This window comes from Mesorhizobium sp. M0001 (assembly GCF_040324255.1).
Lineage (GTDB): Bacteria > Pseudomonadota > Alphaproteobacteria > Rhizobiales > Rhizobiaceae > Mesorhizobium.
In genome coordinates this window covers 355234-370992 of the sequence record NZ_JAMYVS010000004.1, presented here as the reverse complement: position 1 = coordinate 370992, position 15759 = coordinate 355234, and the positions used below count along the sequence as shown (strand labels likewise).

General features: G+C 62.7%; 19 protein-coding genes and 1 pseudogene. 14 read left to right on the top strand and 6 right to left on the bottom strand.

Annotation, left to right across the window (positions count from 1 at the left end; all coding sequences use genetic code 11):
- Positions 1-60: 60 nt before the first annotated feature.
- The 7 genes from NKK50_RS14640 to NKK50_RS14610 all read left to right on the top strand — a co-directional run bounded on the left by NKK50_RS14640 (position 61) and on the right by NKK50_RS14610 (position 5313).
- On the top strand, positions 61-846 hold the full coding sequence (locus NKK50_RS14640; RefSeq protein ID WP_023688509.1) for an ABC transporter substrate-binding protein: 786 nt from the start codon (positions 61-63) through the stop codon (positions 844-846).
- A 75-nt stretch (positions 847-921) separates the two neighbouring features.
- On the top strand, positions 922-1638 hold the full coding sequence (locus tag NKK50_RS14635) for an ABC transporter permease (RefSeq protein WP_023669007.1): 717 nt from the start codon (positions 922-924) through the stop codon (positions 1636-1638).
- Complete coding sequence (locus NKK50_RS14630) at positions 1635-2465, top strand: ABC transporter permease (protein WP_352543586.1); 831 nt, start codon at positions 1635-1637, stop codon at positions 2463-2465. Before NKK50_RS14635 ends, NKK50_RS14630 begins: the two co-directional genes overlap by 4 nt.
- 104 nt (positions 2466-2569) lie before the next feature.
- Positions 2570-3439 (top strand): NAD(P)-dependent oxidoreductase, encoded by an 870-nt coding sequence (locus NKK50_RS14625; RefSeq protein ID WP_352543585.1) that lies wholly within the window; start codon positions 2570-2572, stop codon positions 3437-3439.
- A 9-nt stretch (positions 3440-3448) separates the two neighbouring features.
- Positions 3449-4153: a DNA alkylation repair protein gene (locus NKK50_RS14620; protein ID WP_352543584.1), complete on the top strand. Its 705-nt coding sequence runs from the start codon at positions 3449-3451 to the stop codon at positions 4151-4153.
- The gene (locus tag NKK50_RS14615; protein WP_023745087.1) at positions 4113-4697 is read left to right on the top strand and encodes a GNAT family N-acetyltransferase; all 585 of its coding nucleotides are present in this window, start codon (positions 4113-4115) and stop codon (positions 4695-4697) included. The genes NKK50_RS14620 and NKK50_RS14615 overlap by 41 nt, the downstream gene beginning before the upstream one ends.
- A 46-nt stretch (positions 4698-4743) precedes the next feature.
- Positions 4744-5313, top strand: a complete 570-nt coding sequence (locus NKK50_RS14610; RefSeq protein WP_023745088.1) for a DUF3299 domain-containing protein — start codon at positions 4744-4746, stop codon at positions 5311-5313.
- Between the two features lie 48 nt (positions 5314-5361).
- Here the strand turns inward: NKK50_RS14610 and NKK50_RS14605 are convergent, their stop codons facing one another.
- The 4 genes and pseudogenes from NKK50_RS14605 to NKK50_RS14590 all read right to left on the bottom strand — a co-directional run bounded on the left by NKK50_RS14605 (position 5362) and on the right by NKK50_RS14590 (position 7886).
- Positions 5362-5853, bottom strand: coding sequence for an Lrp/AsnC family transcriptional regulator (locus NKK50_RS14605; RefSeq protein WP_023669013.1), 492 nt, complete (start codon positions 5851-5853; stop codon positions 5362-5364).
- Between the two features lie 143 nt (positions 5854-5996).
- Complete coding sequence (locus NKK50_RS14600; RefSeq protein ID WP_023688514.1) at positions 5997-6614, bottom strand: uracil-DNA glycosylase family protein; 618 nt, start codon at positions 6612-6614, stop codon at positions 5997-5999.
- Positions 6614-7224: pseudogene (locus NKK50_RS14595) on the bottom strand (glutathione S-transferase). The gene NKK50_RS14600 and the pseudogene NKK50_RS14595 overlap by 1 nt, the downstream one beginning before the upstream one ends.
- 38 nt (positions 7225-7262) lie before the next feature.
- Positions 7263-7886, bottom strand: coding sequence for a thermonuclease family protein (locus NKK50_RS14590; protein WP_023745089.1), 624 nt, complete (start codon positions 7884-7886; stop codon positions 7263-7265).
- Positions 7887-7961: 75 nt separating this feature from the next.
- Between NKK50_RS14590 and NKK50_RS14585 the strand changes: the two genes are divergently transcribed.
- On the top strand, positions 7962-9485 hold the full coding sequence (locus NKK50_RS14585; protein ID WP_023745090.1) for a sensor histidine kinase: 1524 nt from the start codon (positions 7962-7964) through the stop codon (positions 9483-9485).
- A 9-nt stretch (positions 9486-9494) separates the two neighbouring features.
- Here NKK50_RS14585 and NKK50_RS14580 read toward each other — a convergent pair whose 3' ends face one another.
- Positions 9495-10493, bottom strand: a complete 999-nt coding sequence (locus NKK50_RS14580) for a nicotinate-nucleotide--dimethylbenzimidazole phosphoribosyltransferase (RefSeq protein ID WP_023710483.1) — start codon at positions 10491-10493, stop codon at positions 9495-9497.
- A 187-nt stretch (positions 10494-10680) separates the two neighbouring features.
- Between NKK50_RS14580 and NKK50_RS14575 the strand changes: the two genes are divergently transcribed.
- Together NKK50_RS14575 and NKK50_RS14570 are read left to right on the top strand one after the other, a co-directional pair.
- Positions 10681-10914, top strand: a complete 234-nt coding sequence (locus NKK50_RS14575) for a DUF1289 domain-containing protein (RefSeq protein ID WP_023824914.1) — start codon at positions 10681-10683, stop codon at positions 10912-10914.
- 13 nt (positions 10915-10927) lie between these two features.
- A complete protein-coding gene (locus NKK50_RS14570; RefSeq protein ID WP_023726599.1) occupies positions 10928-11632 on the top strand; it encodes a TIGR02281 family clan AA aspartic protease in 705 nt (234 codons plus the stop codon).
- Positions 11633-11637: 5 nt separating this feature from the next.
- On the opposite strand, the gene dusA is transcribed toward NKK50_RS14570, so the two are convergent.
- Positions 11638-12633, bottom strand: a complete 996-nt coding sequence (gene dusA / locus NKK50_RS14565) for a tRNA dihydrouridine(20/20a) synthase DusA (RefSeq protein ID WP_023745091.1) — start codon at positions 12631-12633, stop codon at positions 11638-11640.
- Positions 12634-13311: 678 nt separating this feature from the next.
- Here dusA and NKK50_RS14560 point away from each other — a divergent pair.
- The 4 genes from NKK50_RS14560 to NKK50_RS14545 all read left to right on the top strand — a co-directional run bounded on the left by NKK50_RS14560 (position 13312) and on the right by NKK50_RS14545 (position 15739).
- Positions 13312-13596, top strand: a complete 285-nt coding sequence (locus NKK50_RS14560) for a hypothetical protein (RefSeq protein WP_023688522.1) — start codon at positions 13312-13314, stop codon at positions 13594-13596.
- Positions 13597-13837: 241 nt separating this feature from the next.
- A complete protein-coding gene (locus NKK50_RS14555) occupies positions 13838-14314 on the top strand; it encodes an Hsp20 family protein (protein ID WP_023743380.1) in 477 nt (158 codons plus the stop codon).
- A 74-nt stretch (positions 14315-14388) separates the two neighbouring features.
- Entirely contained in the window at positions 14389-14898 is a 510-nt protein-coding gene (locus NKK50_RS14550) for an Hsp20/alpha crystallin family protein (protein ID WP_023682476.1), read from the top strand.
- A gap of 70 nt (positions 14899-14968) precedes the next feature.
- A complete protein-coding gene (locus NKK50_RS14545; RefSeq protein WP_023682475.1) occupies positions 14969-15739 on the top strand; it encodes an NADH dehydrogenase ubiquinone Fe-S protein 4 in 771 nt (256 codons plus the stop codon).
- Positions 15740-15759 lie beyond the last annotated feature (20 nt).

The window sequence follows — 15759 nt, the reverse complement described above, 5'->3', positions numbered from 1 at the left end:
AGCACCGCCCCACAGAGCCGTTCCGGAACGACGGCCGGGAGCCATAAAGAGAGGACTATCATGCGTATTGCACTGCGTATCGCGCTCGCCGCATCGGCTGCGCTGCTGACGCTCGGCGTCGCCCAGGCTCAGGAAACGACCCTGAGAATCGGCACCGAAGGCGCGTACCCCCCATTCAACAACCTGACCTCCGACGGCCAGCTCGTGGGCTTCGACATCGACATCGCCAAGGCGCTCTGCGACGAGATGAAGGTCAAGTGCACCTTCGTCGCCCAGGATTGGGACGGCATCATTCCGGCCCTGCAGGCCGGCAAGTTCGACGCCATCGTCGCCTCGATGTCGATCACGCCGGAGCGCGCCGAGAAGGTCGACTTCACCCACAAATACTACAACACGCCGTCGGCGATCGCGGTACCCAAGGATTCGACCCTCAAGGGCGTGACCAAGGAAGACCTGGCCGGCAAGACCATCGGCGTCGCAACCACCACGACGCATTTCAATTATGCCTCGAAAACCTATACGGACAGCACGGTCAAGGGCTATCCGAGCAGCCCCGAAGAGCAGGCCGATCTCGCCAATGGCCGTCTCGACGCGATCGAGGACGATATCGTCGTGTTGCAACAGTTCCTGGATTCGCCTGATGGCGCCTGCTGCAAGATTCTCGGCCAGCCTTCGCCGCAGCCGGTCGATATCTTTGGACCGGGCGCCGGCATCGCCGTGCGCAAGGGCGAGACGGATCTGGTCAACAAGTTGAACAGCGCCATCGACGCAATCCGCGCCAACGGAAAGTACAAGGAAATCAACGACAAGTACTTCAAGTTCGACGTCTTCGGCGCCGAGTCCTGATCGTCTGAAACAAGGCGGCAGGGGAAGTTTCCTGCTGCCGCCTTGGCCTGACAGAAGTGGAGACAAGACCCGTCAATGCCAAGCCAGAACATATGGATACTTCTCACTTGGGGACCCGATGGCTGGATTGACGATATTGCCTATGGCGCACTGGTCACCATTGCGCTCGCGCTGGCGACACTGCCGATCGGCCTGACGATCGGCTTTTTCGTCGCCTGGGCAAAACAATCCGAAGAGCCGTCGCTTCGCGTGGCCGCCAACATCTACACCACGGTGTTTCGCGGACTGCCGGAACTGGTGACGCTTTTCCTGTTCTTCTTCGGCATGCCGATCCTCTTGCAGTATGTCATCCGTCTGTTCAGGCCGGAAGCGACGGTCGATGTCGACAGCTTCCTCGCCGGCATGATCGTGCTGTCGCTGATCTTTTCGTCGTATTCCAGCGAAGTCTTCCTGTCGGCCTTTCGCGCCATTCCGAAGGGCCAGTATGAGGGCGGCTATGCGATCGGGCTGTCGAAATGGCAGACGATGCGCAAGGTGATCCTGCCGCAGCTGCTGCGCATCGCCTTCCCCGGCCTCGAAAATTGCTGGCTGAGTCTGCTCAAGGACACGGCCCTGGTGTCGGTCGTCAACCTGGCTGAAACCTTGCGCAACGCCGGCGTGGCGGCCCGTGTCACCAAACATTCCTTCCTGTTCTACAGCGTCGCGGCGATGGTGTTCCTTATCCTCGCCATCCTGTCGTCGATCGCCACCGGCTTCATCCTGCGCTCGCTCGGGCGGAGGGAGGCACGATGAGCGTCGTAACGCGCGCCGCCGTCGACATCGAGAAGCCACCACCACGGGCGCGGGGCTGGCCGCGGGCCCGTGTCGTCGGCTACGGACTGGTCGGCTTCTGGATCCTGTTCGGCATCGGCATCGCCGTCTATCTGGTTTACGCCTGGAATGGCGAATTCTTCGCCAGATACGCGCCGGCCTATCTACAGGGCTTGGGAACCACGCTTGCGCTGGTGGCCATCTCGATGGTGCTCGGTGCGCTCTTTTCGCTGCCCGTCACCTATGCCCGCATGTCGAAGAACCGCTATCTGTCCGTCCTGGCTTATTGCTATGTCTATTTCTTCCGCGGCACGCCGCTGCTGGTCCAGGTCTATCTCGTCTATTACGGCCTAGGCTCATTCCGGGTGCAGCTCGAATCCGTCGGACTGTGGTGGTTCTTCCGCGACGCCTTCAATTGCGGTGTGTTTGCCTTCGCGCTCAACACCGCCGCCTACCAGGCCGAAATCCTGCGCGGCGCCATCGAGAGCGTGCCGAGAGGCCAATGGGAGGGCGCTGCTTCGCTCGGCCTGCACAAATTGCAGACGCTGCGCAAGGTCATCCTGCCGCAGGCGTTTATCGTCGCGCTCCGGCCCTATGGCAATGAACTCGTCCTGATGATCAAGGCCTCCGCCATCGTTGCCATCATCACCGTCTATGATTTGATGGGCAACGCGAAGCTCGCCTACGCCAAGTCCTTCGACTTCCAGGCCTATGTCTGGGTCGCCATCGTCTATCTGGTGATGGTCGAGATTTTGCGCCACGGCGTCGAATGGATCGAGCGACGGATCACCATTCATCTGATCCGCTGAGCGGTCGGCTGTACCAGTAGATCGGCTTCCACGCGTCTTGACGAATTGTGTGCAGTGCCTAGAGCTTGCGCTGACAATTTCGCTTTCATCTGAAGGGCAAACCCATGGCATCTGTGGCATTTCTCGGTCTTGGCGTGATGGGCTATCCCATGGCCGGGCACCTCAGGAACAAAGGCGGCCACGACGTCACCGTCTACAACCGCACCGCGGCGAAGGCGGAACAATGGGTGGCCCAGCATGGCGGCAAGTCTGCCGCGACGCCGGCGGACGCCGCAGAGGGCCAGGATTTCGTCTTCTCCTGCGTCGGCAATGACGACGATCTGCGCTCGGTGACGACCGGGGCCGATGGCGCCTTCGCCGCGATGAAAAAAGGCTCCGTCTTCATCGACAACACCACCGCTTCGGCCGAAGTCGCGCGCGAACTGGCCGACGCCGCTGAAAAAGCCGGCTTTTCCTTTCTCGATGCCCCGGTCTCCGGCGGCCAGGCGGGCGCTGAAAACGGCATGCTGACGGTGATGGTCGGCGGCGAGCAGGCTGCCTTCGACAAGGCCAGGCCGGTCATCGACGCCTTTGCCCGCATGGTCGGGCTGATGGGTCCGTCGGGCGCCGGCCAGCTCACGAAGATGATCAATCAGATCACCATTGCCGGGCTGGTTCAGGGACTGGCCGAAGGCATCCACTTCGGCAAGAAGGCCGGGCTCGACATCGAGAAGGTCATCGAGGTGATTTCCAAGGGCGCTGCCGGGTCCTGGCAGATGGAGAACCGCCACAAGACGATGAATGCCGGTAAATATGATTTCGGCTTTGCCGTCGACTGGATGCGCAAGGATCTCGGCATCTGCCTCGATGAAGCCGACCGCAATGGCGCCAGACTGCCGGTGACCGCCCTTGTCGACCAGTTCTACAAGGATGTGCAGGCGATGGGCGGCAAGCGCTGGGACACCTCGTCCTTGCTGGCACGCCTGGAAAAATAGGCGTTCGCAATGGCCGAGCTTTCGCCCCAATCGAGCGCCGATGAGATCGTCGCCCATTTGCGCTCGATCGGCTTGGAGGACAATCGCCGCGGTATGCTGCGCTACGGCATCAAGATCGAGCGCGCGCTCGGCATCTCGCATGGCATGCAGCGGCAGATCGCCAAAAAGATCAAGCGCAACCACGAGCGTGCTTTCGAGCTTTGGCAGACCGGCATCATGGAGGCGCAGTTCATCGCTTCCGTCACGGTCGACCCGAAGCGCTTCTCAGCCGCGGATGCACGACAATGGGCCGCGGCCTTCGATTCCTGGGATATCGTCGACGGCGTCTCCGATCTCTTCGTCGACACGGACGCCTGGAAGGAGCTGATCGAAGAGTTCGCGGCGGACGAGCGCGAGTTTGTTCGACGCACGGCCTTTGCAATGATGGCGTGGTCCGTCGTGCACCGGAAGCAGGAGCCGGTGGCGACTTTCCTCGGCTTCCTGCCGATCATCGAAGCGCATGCCACCGACAGCCGCAATTTCGTGAAGAAGGCGGTAAACTGGGCGCTTCGTTCGATCGGAAAGCGATCGTTGGAGATGCACGGCGCTGCCCTTGCCGTCGCCGAACGACTGGCCCAGTCGGCCGACAAGACGGCGCGCTGGATTGGCAAGGACGCCGTACGGGAACTCACCAATGCCAAGATCATCGAGCGGATCGCCGCCAGAAAAGGCTGACCTAGCCAACGTCCGGTTCACCGAGGTGACGCGGCAGACGCGCGCCGATTTCGAAGGCCTCTTCGAAGCGCAAGGCGGTCCGAAGTATTGCTGGTGCATGGCCTGGCGGCCCCTGCCCGGCCGCCGCGAGCATGTCCAGCACGCCGAGTTGAAACGGGCCATGATGGCGCTTGTCGAGGCCGGTACGCCGGTCGGAATCTTGGCCCAGATTGACGGCAAGACCGTCGGCTGGTGCTCGGTCGCGCCGCGCCAGACATATCGGAAGCTGACGTCGCAACAGGACGATGACGAGACCGGCATCTGGTCGATCGTCTGCTTCTATGTGCCAAGGGCGCTGCGCGGCGGCGGGCTGGCGGCAGCGCTGCTTGACGCTGCCATAGATCACGCCTTTGCCAAGGGCGCCGGCGTGATCGAGGCCTACCCGGTCGACGAGGCATCGCCGAGCTACCGTTTCATGGGGTTTCGCGACATGTTCATCGCTCGCGGGTTCCATGAGGTCGGCATGGCCGGCTGTCGCAGACATGTGATGCGGCTCGAGCGTTGACGCGATCGGCCGCGGCGTCTTTACTCCTGCACAAAGGAAGCGGCCGATGAGCAGTCCTCTCAAATCGACCTTAGCGCTTGCAGCCGCGTTGTTGGTGTTCACCGCTACCAACGCCTCAGGCCAAACCGCGCACATCTTCTGGAAAGATCTGCGTCCTGCGACGCAGGCGGTGGCCGAAGATGCCGGCCTGCCGATGATTGCGGCAAAACTGCCCGATCGTGGCGAGACATTGTCGCTCAACCTGCAGGACAAGACGGTACAATTAGCCGGCTATGCATTGCCGGTCGACCGTGATGGCGATCTCGTCTACCAGTTCCTGCTGGTGCCGTGGACAGGCGCTTGCAGCCACATGCCGACGCCGCCGCCCAACCAGATCGTGCTGGTGACGCCGGCCCGTCCCTACAAGATGTCGCAGGCCTATGAGTCGGTTGCCGTGACCGGCGCCTTGCGGCCCGGCTTGGAGAAGAGCCAGTTGTTCATTCTCGACGGCGTCAGCATCATCCAGTCCGGCTACACCCTACGCAAAGCCGATGTGGTGGCAGTCGACACGGTGCCGGACACGATCACGCTGCCGGTCAACTCGCCCTGGAGTTTCCTCAACAAAAATAAAAACTAAGCGCCGCCTGCTTGTGCAGCGTCACCACCCAGTCACGGACAACCGCGCTCAGGCCGCGTTGGCGCCGGATTCCTTGTCCAGCAGCATGTAGTCGAGCGGCATTTCGGTGGTGTACTTGATCTGCTCCATGGCGAAGGACGACGACACGTCGCGGATCTCGATCTTGGCGATCAGCCGCTTGTAGAAGGCGTCATAGGCGGCGATGTCGGGCACCACGACGCGCAGGAGATAGTCGACGTCGCCGCTCATGCGGTAGAATTCGACCACTTCGGGAAATTCCTGGATGACTTCCGAGAAACGCCGCAGCCATTCATGGCTGTGCGAATTGGTGCGGATCGACACGAAGACGGTGACGCGCACATTGACCTTTTCGTGGTCGAGGATGGCGACGCGCCGCTTGATGACGCCCTCTTCCTCCAGCTTCTGGATGCGGCGCCAGCACGGCGTCGTCGACAGGCCGACTTTCTTGGCGACATCGGCAACCGCGAGCGTCGCGTCCTCCTGCAGGAGGCGGAGAATTTTTCTGTCGAGGCGATCCATTAAGGTGCTCCTGGTGCAGGCCGCGTTCCCTCGGGCGCGACGCGCTTTGGGAATAGATTGGCTATACTCCCTCTTATTTCGACCTTTCACAAGAAAGAAATTCTGCCGGATGGCACAAAAGCGAGTGATATCTTGCTTAAAGTCTAATCTATGCGATAGCGGATTTCCGATCTCAGAAACGGCAGCAAATCCATTTCAAACCATGGATTCTGCTTCAGCCATCCTGAGTTGCGCCACGACGGGTGTGGCAGCGGCAGCACTTTCAGGCTGGCCGGCGCATCCCAGATGGTGCGCCAGTCCTTCACGGTTTCGGTCAGCGACGGCCGGCGCGTGGCGCCCATATGCCAGGATTGCGCGTAGGAGCCGATTGTCAAAACGAGGTCGATCTGCGGCATCAGCGCCATCAGCGGCGCGCGCCAGGCCAGCGCGCATTCTCGGCGCGGCGGCAGGTCGCCGCCCTTTGCGTCCTGGCCGGGGAAGCAGAACCCCATCGGCACGATGGCGAATTTATCCGTGTCGTAGAATTCCTCGCTGGTTACGCCCAGCCAGCTTCGCAGCCGGTCGCCGGACGGGTCGGTGAACGGCATGCCGGACGAATGCACCTTTGTGCCTGGCGCCTGGCCGGCGAGCAGGATGCGGGCGCTGGATGATGGCAGCAGCACCGGGCGCGGCTCGTGCGGCAGTGGCCTGCCGACCGGAGTGTCGACGCAGATGCGGCAGGCGCGGACCTTTGCCGTCAAGCGTTCGAGTTCCGCCTCCATCAGGCGGAAGCGCTCGGACGGCTGGAGACGGCGCTGTACCAGCGCAGCACGTTTGTGCACTCGTCCGGCACTTTGATGCGCGCTGGTTTCATGAAATCCATGGCGATCATGCCGGTGATATCGGCGATCGAATAGGCGTCACCGGCGGCGAATTCGCGGTTTGCCAGTTCGGGGTCGAGCAGTTTCAGGAATTCGACCGCTTTCGCCTTGTTGGCCTCGCCCCATTCGGGGATCTGCGGAATTTCCCATTCCTTCATCGCCGGATGGATGTGGCGAAAAGCCTGGGCGACGCAGCTGAGCAGATTGAACTCCATGCGCCTTGCCACATCTCGACCTTGGCCTTGCCGAGCGCGCCTTGCCCGAACAGCGCCGGTTCGGGATGCAGTTCCTCGAAATAGCGGCAGATGGCGACGGATTCGGTGAGGATGGTGCCGTCGTCGAGCTCCAGCACCGGCAGCCGCTGCAGCGGGTTGCGCGACCTGACCGGCTCCTGCTTGTGCCCCATCGCACCCATATCGACCGGCACCAGTGGCACTGCGATGCCCTTCTCGGCCAGGAAAACCCGCACGCGCCGCGGATTGGGGGCGCGGCCGCCATCGAACAGTTTCATGCTTTCCTCCCGATATGGTCCTTCAACTATAGTGCTCGTCACCAGACGCGAAACATCTCTCGCAAGGCGTCACCGACCGAAGCCAGCGTGCCGTGCTTTCTTTCGAGCGGGCCGCCGTGGTGGCTTTCGCGCCAGTCTTGCGGCTCATCGAACGTGCCGGCCCAGATGCCAACCTTGCCGGCGCGGGCAATGGCCTGCTCGGTGTCGAAATCGCCATAGGCAATTGCCCAGCCGGCCTCAACCTGGGCCCGGTTGAGATCCTTTCCACCGGCCTTGCAATCGCCGAGCAGGCGGCCGTAGCGCTCGCGCTGCCAGCCGCTGCAGGTCACCGGATTTCCTGATATCAGCCGCACCAGCGCCTGGCGCGCCAGCCTGCCGCAGGCGTAGTCTGCGCCATCCCTACGGCAGATCTGCTGGTATTCCGGAGCGTCGATGCCGCGCATGCGGATACGTTCGGTGCCAAGAGTGAGTGAATCGCCATCGTTGACGATCGCCACCCCTTCCGCCTTGCGCGTCTCGAAACGGTCAAGGCGTGCGGCGAGCAGGATCAGCAGGCCGAGCAGAATGACCGTCAGCGCGTAATCCAGCAGCTTGCGCCACAGGCTTCGCGGCGGCGGCGGATAGTATCGCCGGCGCGGCCTTGGCGACCACGAACGGCTCATATGGCAAACAGTCTCTTAATCATTCGAACGTAGCTTAACGAATTGAGATCGCTGCGCGCATAAATCGAAGTTTCCATGCCTCTGCTACGCTCGAACACAGCGGATAAATTCATTGTGGACCGCCGGAAACCGCACCGCAACAGCGATGTGGCGCGCGCGGTGCGCAAGACGCGCGACCGTCTTTCGCAGCAGGTCGGCAATCTCGACTTCGACCGCGAGCTGCTGAAGCTGCATGCCGGGACCATGGTGCGCGGCGCAGCCGTCATCCCACTGCTGGTGTTGGCGGTCGCGGCGGCCGGGCTGCTGGCCGGTGTGGACAAACAGATCAGCGTCTGGGCGCTGTTCACCCTGATCTGCTATTCGATCGTCGCCTTCATGGCGCGGCGCGTCGGCCGCACCGAAGCTGCCGAGCTCAACCCTGTTCGCACCCGCAGGGAATTCCTGATCGGCCATTCGCTGTGCGGCCTCGGCTGGGCGTGGTTCGCCTGGCTCGGCTGCGCCACCTGCCAGATCGACCAGTTCCAGGTGGCCAAGGCGGTGGTGCTGCTGCTGGTCATGGCGGCGACCGCTATCATGGCGTCGTCCTTGCGCGGCTCGCTGATTGCCACCTTCGTCGTTCCGGTGGCGGTCTATGCCTATGCCGAGACGAAATTTTGGGTGCCGGTCGGGACGATCATGGTCGCCCTGCTGGTCGCGGCATTGCCGTTCTTTGCCTATATCGCGCGCCATCTCAACCGCTCGTCGCTGATACTTCTGTCCTTCCGCTCCGAAAAGGATGCGCTGCTCGCCGAGGTGGAGACCGCGAAATCGATGTCGGACGAAGCTCGTCGGCGGGCCGAAGACGCCAATCTGGCGAAGTCGCGCTTCCTTGCTTCTATGAGCCATGAGCTCAGGACGCCCCTCAACGCCATTCTCGGTTTTTCCGAGGTGATGGCCAATGAGGTGCTCGGGCCGATGAGCAACCCGACCTATCGCGACTACGCCCGCGACGTGCACGATTCCGGCCAGCATCTGCTCGACCTGATCAACGAAATCCTCGATCTGTCGCGCATCGAGGCCGGCCGCTATCAGCTCAACGAAGAGCCGGTGATGCTGCTCAACATCGCCGAAGATTGCTGCCACATGATGGAATTGAAGGCGCGCAACAAGGACATCCGCATCGTCCAGGATTTCGAAAGTGCCCTGCCGCGGCTGTTCGCCGACGAGCGCGCGGTGCGGCAGATAACGCTCAACCTCCTGTCCAACGCCATCAAATTCACCGCCACCGGCGGCGAAGTTCGCGTGCGCGTCGGCTGGACGGCGGGCGGCGGCCAGTACATTTCGGTCAAGGATAACGGGCCGGGCATACCGGAAGACGAAATCCCGATCGTGCTGTCCGCCTTCGGCCAGGGCTCGATCGCCATCAAGAGCGCCGAACAGGGCACCGGGCTCGGACTGCCGATCGTGCAGGGCCTGCTTGCCATGCATGGCGGCGAATTCGAACTTCAGTCGAAATTGCGCGAAGGCACCGAGGCAATCGCCATTTTCCCGCTCGCCCGAGTGATGGAGGAACTGCCGGCGCTGCCAACCAAGACCGTGGCGGCGGCCCGCCGACGTTGACAGCTTGTTCTAGGCTTTGACCGCCGCCGCCATGCCCGAACTGGTAAGCGCCGCCGCCTTGACCAGACCGGCGGCAAGGGCGGCCCCTACCCCTTCGCCGTGGCTGATGCCGAGATCGAACAGCGGCCTGAGGCCGAGCCGCTCGGCGGCAAGCCTTTGGCCGGGTTCGGGCGACTGGCTGGCCAGCAGGCAATGGTCGAGCGCACCCGGGTTGGCGGCATGCAGCACGGCAGCGGCAGCGGTCGCGGCGAAGCCGTCGAGCAGCACCGGGATTTTTTGCATCCGGGCGGCGAGGATGGCGCCGGCAATGGCCGCAAATTCGCGGCCACCGACCCGGCGCAGTGCTTCCAACGGGTCCTTCAGAGCCGCACCATGGAAGGCGACGGCTTTATCGACTACATCAGCCTTGCGCGCCTGCATGGCCGCGTCCGCGCCCGAGGCGGGGCCGACCCAGTCGGCGCCGCTGCCACCGAACAGGACGGCGCACAAGGCCGCCGCAACGGTGGAGTTGCCGACGCCGAGATCGCCAAGGCAAATCAGATCGGCGCCACCGGCGATGGCTTCCATGCCGAAGGCCATGGTGGCGGCGCAGCCGCGTTCGTCGAGGGCGGCGTCCTCGGTGATGTCGGCGGTCGCAATGTGCAGCGCCAGATCGAACACCTTGAGGCCAAGATTGTTGGCGACGCAAATCTGGTTGATTGCCGCACCGCCGGCGGCGCACAGCTCAACGGCGTTTGCGGTCGCAGCGACAGGGCGCGGCGAGATGCCGTGGCGGGTCACGCCATGGTTGCCGGCGAAGATCGCCACCAGGGGCCGGTTCACCGCCGGCGGGGCGCGCCCGCTCCAGGCAGCAAGCCAGGCGGCGATGTCCTCGATGCGGCCAAGCGAGGCTTTCGGCTTGTCGGCCTTGGAAAATAGGGTGCGCACCCTGTTTTCCGCGACTGTATCGGCAGGCGGCAGGCTCGCCAGCAGATTGCGAAAGTCGTCGAAGGGCAGCGCGCTGGTCATGTCGGTCCTGATCATTCCCTGTGGTTGATCAGCGGCATAACCGCCTTGCCCGGCCGGCACAACTCCCCTCGACATTGGCGCGAAAGCGGTTGCCCGCGCCGCATTCCGAAGGGCTTGCATTGGCTTTGCCGTTGCACCATGTGGAGATGGAGCGAGGGATTCCGGACGGAACCTTCAAGAGAAAGTCATGACGGCCATCGAATCCCCGTGCATCCTGGTCTGTTCGATCGACATGAAAACCGGCTTCTGCTTCGGCTGTGGCCGCACGCGCGATGAAATCGGCGCCTGGATGGGGATGACGCCGGAGGTACGCCGCAGCGTCATGGCCGAGTTGCCGGCCCGATTGGAAACGGTCGAGCGCCGGCCGCGCCGGGAAACACGCCGCAGCCGCATGGCGCGCGAGCGCGACGTCCTCTCTTGAAACGGCAGGTCCAATGAACCGACTGTTCTGGATCGTGATGGCGGCAATCGGCCTCGGGCTGGTGCTGCTGATGATCAACAACGACGCCGGCAGCACGTTCGGCATCGAGAATTACGATTTCAGCCGTCTGGTCTGGCTGGGGGCGATCGGCTTGCTGGTCAGCGCCGGCCTTGTCCGGTCCGGCAGGCCGCTCGGCGTCATGGCCCGCAATCTCGGCACGTGGGCCCTGATCGTGCTGGCGCTCGTCGCCGGCTACCAGTACCGCTACGAGTTGCAGGATTTCGCCAGCCGGGTGACGGCGGGCCTCGTTCCCGGCAGCCCGCTGGCGCTCGGCGTCGAGGACGGCCATGCCACCGTGACCCTGGACAAGGCCGACAGCGGCCATTTCGAGGCCCGCATCACGATCAACGGCGCGCCGATCCGCACCGTCGTCGATACCGGCGCGACCAGTACAGTGCTCACCGCCGAAGACGCGCAGGCGGCCGGCTTCAATCCGGCCGCGCTGAGCTTCACCGTCCCGGTCTCGACCGCCAATGGCATGGCGCGCGCCGCTTCGGTGCGCACCGACGAACTGGCGATCGGCGGCATCGTGCGCAAGAACATGCAGGTGATGGTCGCCGCGCCCGGCGCGCTCAGCCAGAGCCTGCTCGGCATGAACTTCATCGGTTCCCTGTCGGGTTTCGACGTGCGCGGCGACCGGATGATTCTGCGCGACTGAACTGCTTAAGCGGCCTTTTCAACACGGTCGAAATTGACGGCAGCGAACGCTGCCTTCAGCACATCCGGTCCGGCGCCGGGTTTCGTCGCGTCGGTGGACAGTATCTGCCGGAAGCGGCGCGCGCCCGGCAGGCCGTGGAACAGCCCGACCATGTGGCGGGTGACGTGGCCGAGCCGCCCGCCCTGCTCGATATGCCGCGCGGCGTAGTCGGCCATCGTGTCGATCAGCGCGGCAAAATCGTAGGCGCCGGCCTTGTCGCCGTAGAATGCCGCGTCGACGCCGGCCAGGATGCCTGGCGTGTGGTAGGCGGCGCGGCCAAGCATGGCGCCATCGACATGATCGAGGTGGCGAGCCGCCTCTTCGAGCGATTGAACGCCTCCATTGATGCCAATGAATTTGTTCGATTTTCTAGCCTTGAGGCGATAGACCCTGTCATAGTCGAGCGGCGGGATGTCGCGATTTTCCTTCGGGCTCAGACCCTCCAGCCAAGCCTTGCGCGCATGCACCCACAGCGCGTCGGCGCCGGCCGCGAAAACGCCGTCGGCCAGCGCGTCGAGCGCGGGCTCCGGATCCTGCTCGTCGACGCCGATGCGGCATTTGACCGTCACCGGGATTTTCACCGCCGCCTTCATCGCCGCCACACAATCGGCGACGAGGTCAGGCACTTTCATCAGGCAGGCGCCGAACGTGCCGGACTGGACGCGGTCGGACGGACAGCCGACATTGAGATTGATCTCGTCGTAACCGAAGCCCTCGCCGATGCGCGCCGCCTCGGCCAGCTTTTGCGGATCGGAGCCGCCGAGCTGCAGTGCCACCGGATGTTCGGTCTCGTCAAAACCAAGCAGCCGCTCGCGCGCACCATGGATGACAGCGTCCGCCACCACCATTTCGGTGTAGAGCAGCGCACGCTGCGTCAACTGGCGGTGGAAGAACCGGCAATGCCGGTCGGTCCAGTCCATCATGGGTGCAATAGCCAGTCTATGATCTTGATTTTTCAGCATTTTTTCTTTAACATCAAATCGTTAGAGCAGCCCGAGTGCACGCGAATTTACGCCAGAATACGACCCTTTTCGCCACGTTTCGATCTCTCAGTGCACACGGAGCGCACACGAGAAAATGGCCACCTACACAAAACTCTCGTCCGGTTCATGGCGTGTCCAAGTCCGTCGCAAGGGTCGCTACGTTAGCGAGACCTTTCTGCGCCGAGACGACGCCAGGCGCTGGGCAACCTAAACCGAGCGCCAAGTCGATCGCGGTGAGACGCCGACCAAGTCCGTATAGCGCGCCTGAAAACTTTCGGCGAACCCATCGACCTTCATATCGACGACATGTGCGATGTAGGCAAGTCCCCTCGCCGCTCCAAGGCCGCAGCCCTCGATATGCTCCAAACATCTGGGGAAGTGCAGCATCGCCACCCTCGATCGCGAACGGCTCGTTCGCTTCGGTCGTGATCGAGCCGCCCAGGGTGCCGGACGATGAGTCTCGGTATCGACATCACCTAGGGAAAGTCGTTGAGCGTCGTTCCTGGATGATCTGCCTGGTCGTGATCGCGACAGCCGCTGGCGAGAGCCGCCAAACTCGCATGAGATTGTCTGAAGCGGAGGACCATCCATGGAAGGACCCATTTCGACCTATTTTGCATCGATTGAACCCGTGGCCCCCGACGTTTTCTGGACCGCTTGCTGCATCCGGCGCGGCATTTCAAACATCCCCACGACGTTTTGGCCGACGTTGCCCTGGACGCTCAGGAGAAGCGCGCCATTCTTTCGTCATGGGCATCGGATGCCTGCGCCGTAGAATCCGTGCCAGCGCTTCGCATGCTGCCGGGAGCGGGTGAACCGGTCAGCTTCGACACGATCATGGATGCGTTGCAACAGTTGGATCAATCGGATGAGCGTGCCGGTCCTGACTGCAGTGACAGCGCGGCAGTGGCCGCGTTCGTACCATTCGTCGATCGGATTTAAGGGCGACGTAGTTGTCTTGCACCATGGACCCGTCGGCGAGTGACCCCGCCGGCGGGATGGGTGTGGCATCGGTGCGTTCCCCCAGATTGCCGATGAAAATTTTCCTATTCTTGCTCTTGAAGGTGCAAGTCGCGATTCTAAATTGATGGTCGCCGGCAGCCTAATGGGGCCGGCAATACCAGGAGGCGGCAAGGCTCTTGGCGCCTTCTGTTGTCCATGTTGCTCAAAGGAGAATGTGGCTATGAAGACAAACCTCGATTTTACCCCTCTATACCGGTCCAGCATCGGCTTCGACCGCATGGTCGACATGCTTGAAAGTGCGAGCCGTGTGGCCTCGTTCGACAACTGGCCGCCCTACGATATCGCCAAGGTTGATGATGATCAGTATCGCATCACGATGGCGGTCGCCGGTTTCTCGCAGGACCAGCTGACCGTCACCCACCAGCCCAACATGCTGGTTGTGAGCGGGTCGCAATCCGGCGATGAGAACGGCCGGTATCTGTACCGCGGCATCAACGGGCGCGCTTTCGAGCGTCGGTTCGAACTGGCCGATCATGTCAAAGTCGAGGGCGCCAGCCTTGAGAACGGGCTGCTGAGCATCGATCTCAAGCGCGAGGTTCCCGAGGAGATGAAACCGCGCAAGATCGAAATCTCCAGCGGGGCTCCCATGCCGAAGATCGAGGCGCCCAAGGTCGAGACCGACAAGCTGGCCGCCTGAGCAATCCACCATGAAGGCTTTCGCTTGAGCCGGGCGTCCCGCCCGACTCAGAGACCTCCAAAAGGAGAAAGACAATGAGCGTACGTGACTTGATCCCATGGGGCCGGGGCAACGGAAACTCGGCGCCCAGTCTCTTCCCCGACGGAGATCGAGACCCCTTCGTCTCCCTCCACCGGGAGGTAAACCGGCTGTTCGATGACGCCTTCCGCAGCTTTGGCGCCAGACTGCCGGCCTTCGGTCCCTCTTTCGCCGCCAGTTGGCCGAGTGTCGAAATCTCCGACACGGACAAGGAAGTCCGCGTCACGGCGGAAATACCTGGCCTGGACGAGAGCGACATAGAAGTCCTGCTGGAAAATGGGGCGCTCAAGCTTAAAGGCGAGAAGCGTTCCGAGACCGAGGACAAGGACCGGCAGTTCTCCGAGCGCTTCTACGGTCGCTTCGAGCGCCTCATTCCGCTCGGCTACGAGGTCGAAGAAGACAAGGTCAACGCCACCTTCAAGAACGGGGTGCTGACCGTGACGTTGCCCAAGACCGAGCGGGCGCAGGCGAAGGCCAAGCGGATCGCAATCAACGGGAAGAACTGACGGATGCAGTATGGGTGGCGGCCCTTACGGCCGCTGCCCGTGCGACCCTTCATAACGGGAGGGACAGGCAATGGAGACAGTTCAAAGCAGCGACAACATCAGGAACCCAACCAAGACGTCCGTCCGGCCGGACAATGACAATCGGCCTCGTCTAGACGGGCCGGCTTTGTCAATGGGACGGTCAGTGTTTCCGGAGGGCGCAGTGGCGCGGATCTACCAGCCCTGCCGCTCGGCCATGACCTCGGCAAAGCCCCACAGGGACTGGCGATTGGTCTTCGAACGCCGCACAGCCCCGTTCATCGAGCCGCTGATGGGCTATACCGGTGGCCGGGACACCCTGACCCAGGTTGAACTGAACTTTCCGACGCTGGAAGCGGCGATCCGTTATGCCGAGCGTCAAGGCCTCAATTACGTGGTGCAGGCGGCACCTCCTGCTTCCCCGGCCAAGATCAGGAGACAACATGTATCGGAGGAAAAACAGGCCTTTTCCGACCTGGTTTGGCAGCGGCTGCAGTTGGCTTGGCTCCAGGCAAGTCACGGCTATGGCGCCGGTGCACAGACAGCGCACATACAGACGGCGCTTTCGGAGCCCGAGACATTCTACGCCTCTCCGATGGAGGTCGTGGACGACCCGGTGCTCGCACCCGACGAGAAACGCGCCGTGCTCAAGAACTGGGCCTGGAACGAGTATCTGATCGACCTGGCCACAGCCGAAGGCATGCCGGAAAATGCACGCCCGTCGCGATTGGACGAGGTCGAACTCGCCTTGCTGGCCTTGGAAGTCCGAAACCGGGGCTTCCAGACCAGGACCAGCCCGGTGCACTCCCGGATAGCCGCATGATAAGGCAAGAAGGAACCCAC

Excerpts from the sequence above, each read along its gene's own strand:
- NKK50_RS14590 (WP_023745089.1), bottom strand. The coding sequence starts at position 7,886 with ATGAGCCGTTCGTGGTCGCCAAGGCCGCGCCGGCGATACTATCCGCCG.
- NKK50_RS14570 (WP_023726599.1), top strand. The coding sequence starts at position 10,928 with ATGAACCGACTGTTCTGGATCGTGATGGCGGCAATCGGCCTCGGGCTG.
- NKK50_RS14620 (WP_352543584.1), top strand. The coding sequence starts at position 3,449 with ATGGCCGAGCTTTCGCCCCAATCGAGCGCCGATGAGATCGTCGCCCAT.
- NKK50_RS14605 (WP_023669013.1), bottom strand. The coding sequence starts at position 5,853 with ATGGATCGCCTCGACAGAAAAATTCTCCGCCTCCTGCAGGAGGACGCG.
- NKK50_RS14555 (WP_023743380.1), top strand. The coding sequence starts at position 13,838 with ATGAAGACAAACCTCGATTTTACCCCTCTATACCGGTCCAGCATCGGC.
- NKK50_RS14585 (WP_023745090.1), top strand. The coding sequence starts at position 7,962 with ATGCCTCTGCTACGCTCGAACACAGCGGATAAATTCATTGTGGACCGC.
- NKK50_RS14630 (WP_352543586.1), top strand. The coding sequence starts at position 1,635 with ATGAGCGTCGTAACGCGCGCCGCCGTCGACATCGAGAAGCCACCACCA.
- NKK50_RS14615 (WP_023745087.1), top strand. The coding sequence starts at position 4,113 with ATGCCAAGATCATCGAGCGGATCGCCGCCAGAAAAGGCTGACCTAGCC.
- NKK50_RS14635 (WP_023669007.1), top strand. The coding sequence starts at position 922 with ATGCCAAGCCAGAACATATGGATACTTCTCACTTGGGGACCCGATGGC.
- NKK50_RS14575 (WP_023824914.1), top strand. The coding sequence starts at position 10,681 with ATGACGGCCATCGAATCCCCGTGCATCCTGGTCTGTTCGATCGACATG.
- NKK50_RS14600 (WP_023688514.1), bottom strand. The coding sequence starts at position 6,614 with ATGGAGGCGGAACTCGAACGCTTGACGGCAAAGGTCCGCGCCTGCCGC.
- NKK50_RS14580 (WP_023710483.1), bottom strand. The coding sequence starts at position 10,493 with ATGACCAGCGCGCTGCCCTTCGACGACTTTCGCAATCTGCTGGCGAGC.
- NKK50_RS14545 (WP_023682475.1), top strand. The coding sequence starts at position 14,969 with ATGGAGACAGTTCAAAGCAGCGACAACATCAGGAACCCAACCAAGACG.
- dusA (WP_023745091.1), bottom strand. The coding sequence starts at position 12,633 with ATGCTGAAAAATCAAGATCATAGACTGGCTATTGCACCCATGATGGAC.
- NKK50_RS14625 (WP_352543585.1), top strand. The coding sequence starts at position 2,570 with ATGGCATCTGTGGCATTTCTCGGTCTTGGCGTGATGGGCTATCCCATG.
- NKK50_RS14550 (WP_023682476.1), top strand. The coding sequence starts at position 14,389 with ATGAGCGTACGTGACTTGATCCCATGGGGCCGGGGCAACGGAAACTCG.
- NKK50_RS14610 (WP_023745088.1), top strand. The coding sequence starts at position 4,744 with ATGAGCAGTCCTCTCAAATCGACCTTAGCGCTTGCAGCCGCGTTGTTG.
- NKK50_RS14640 (WP_023688509.1), top strand. The coding sequence starts at position 61 with ATGCGTATTGCACTGCGTATCGCGCTCGCCGCATCGGCTGCGCTGCTG.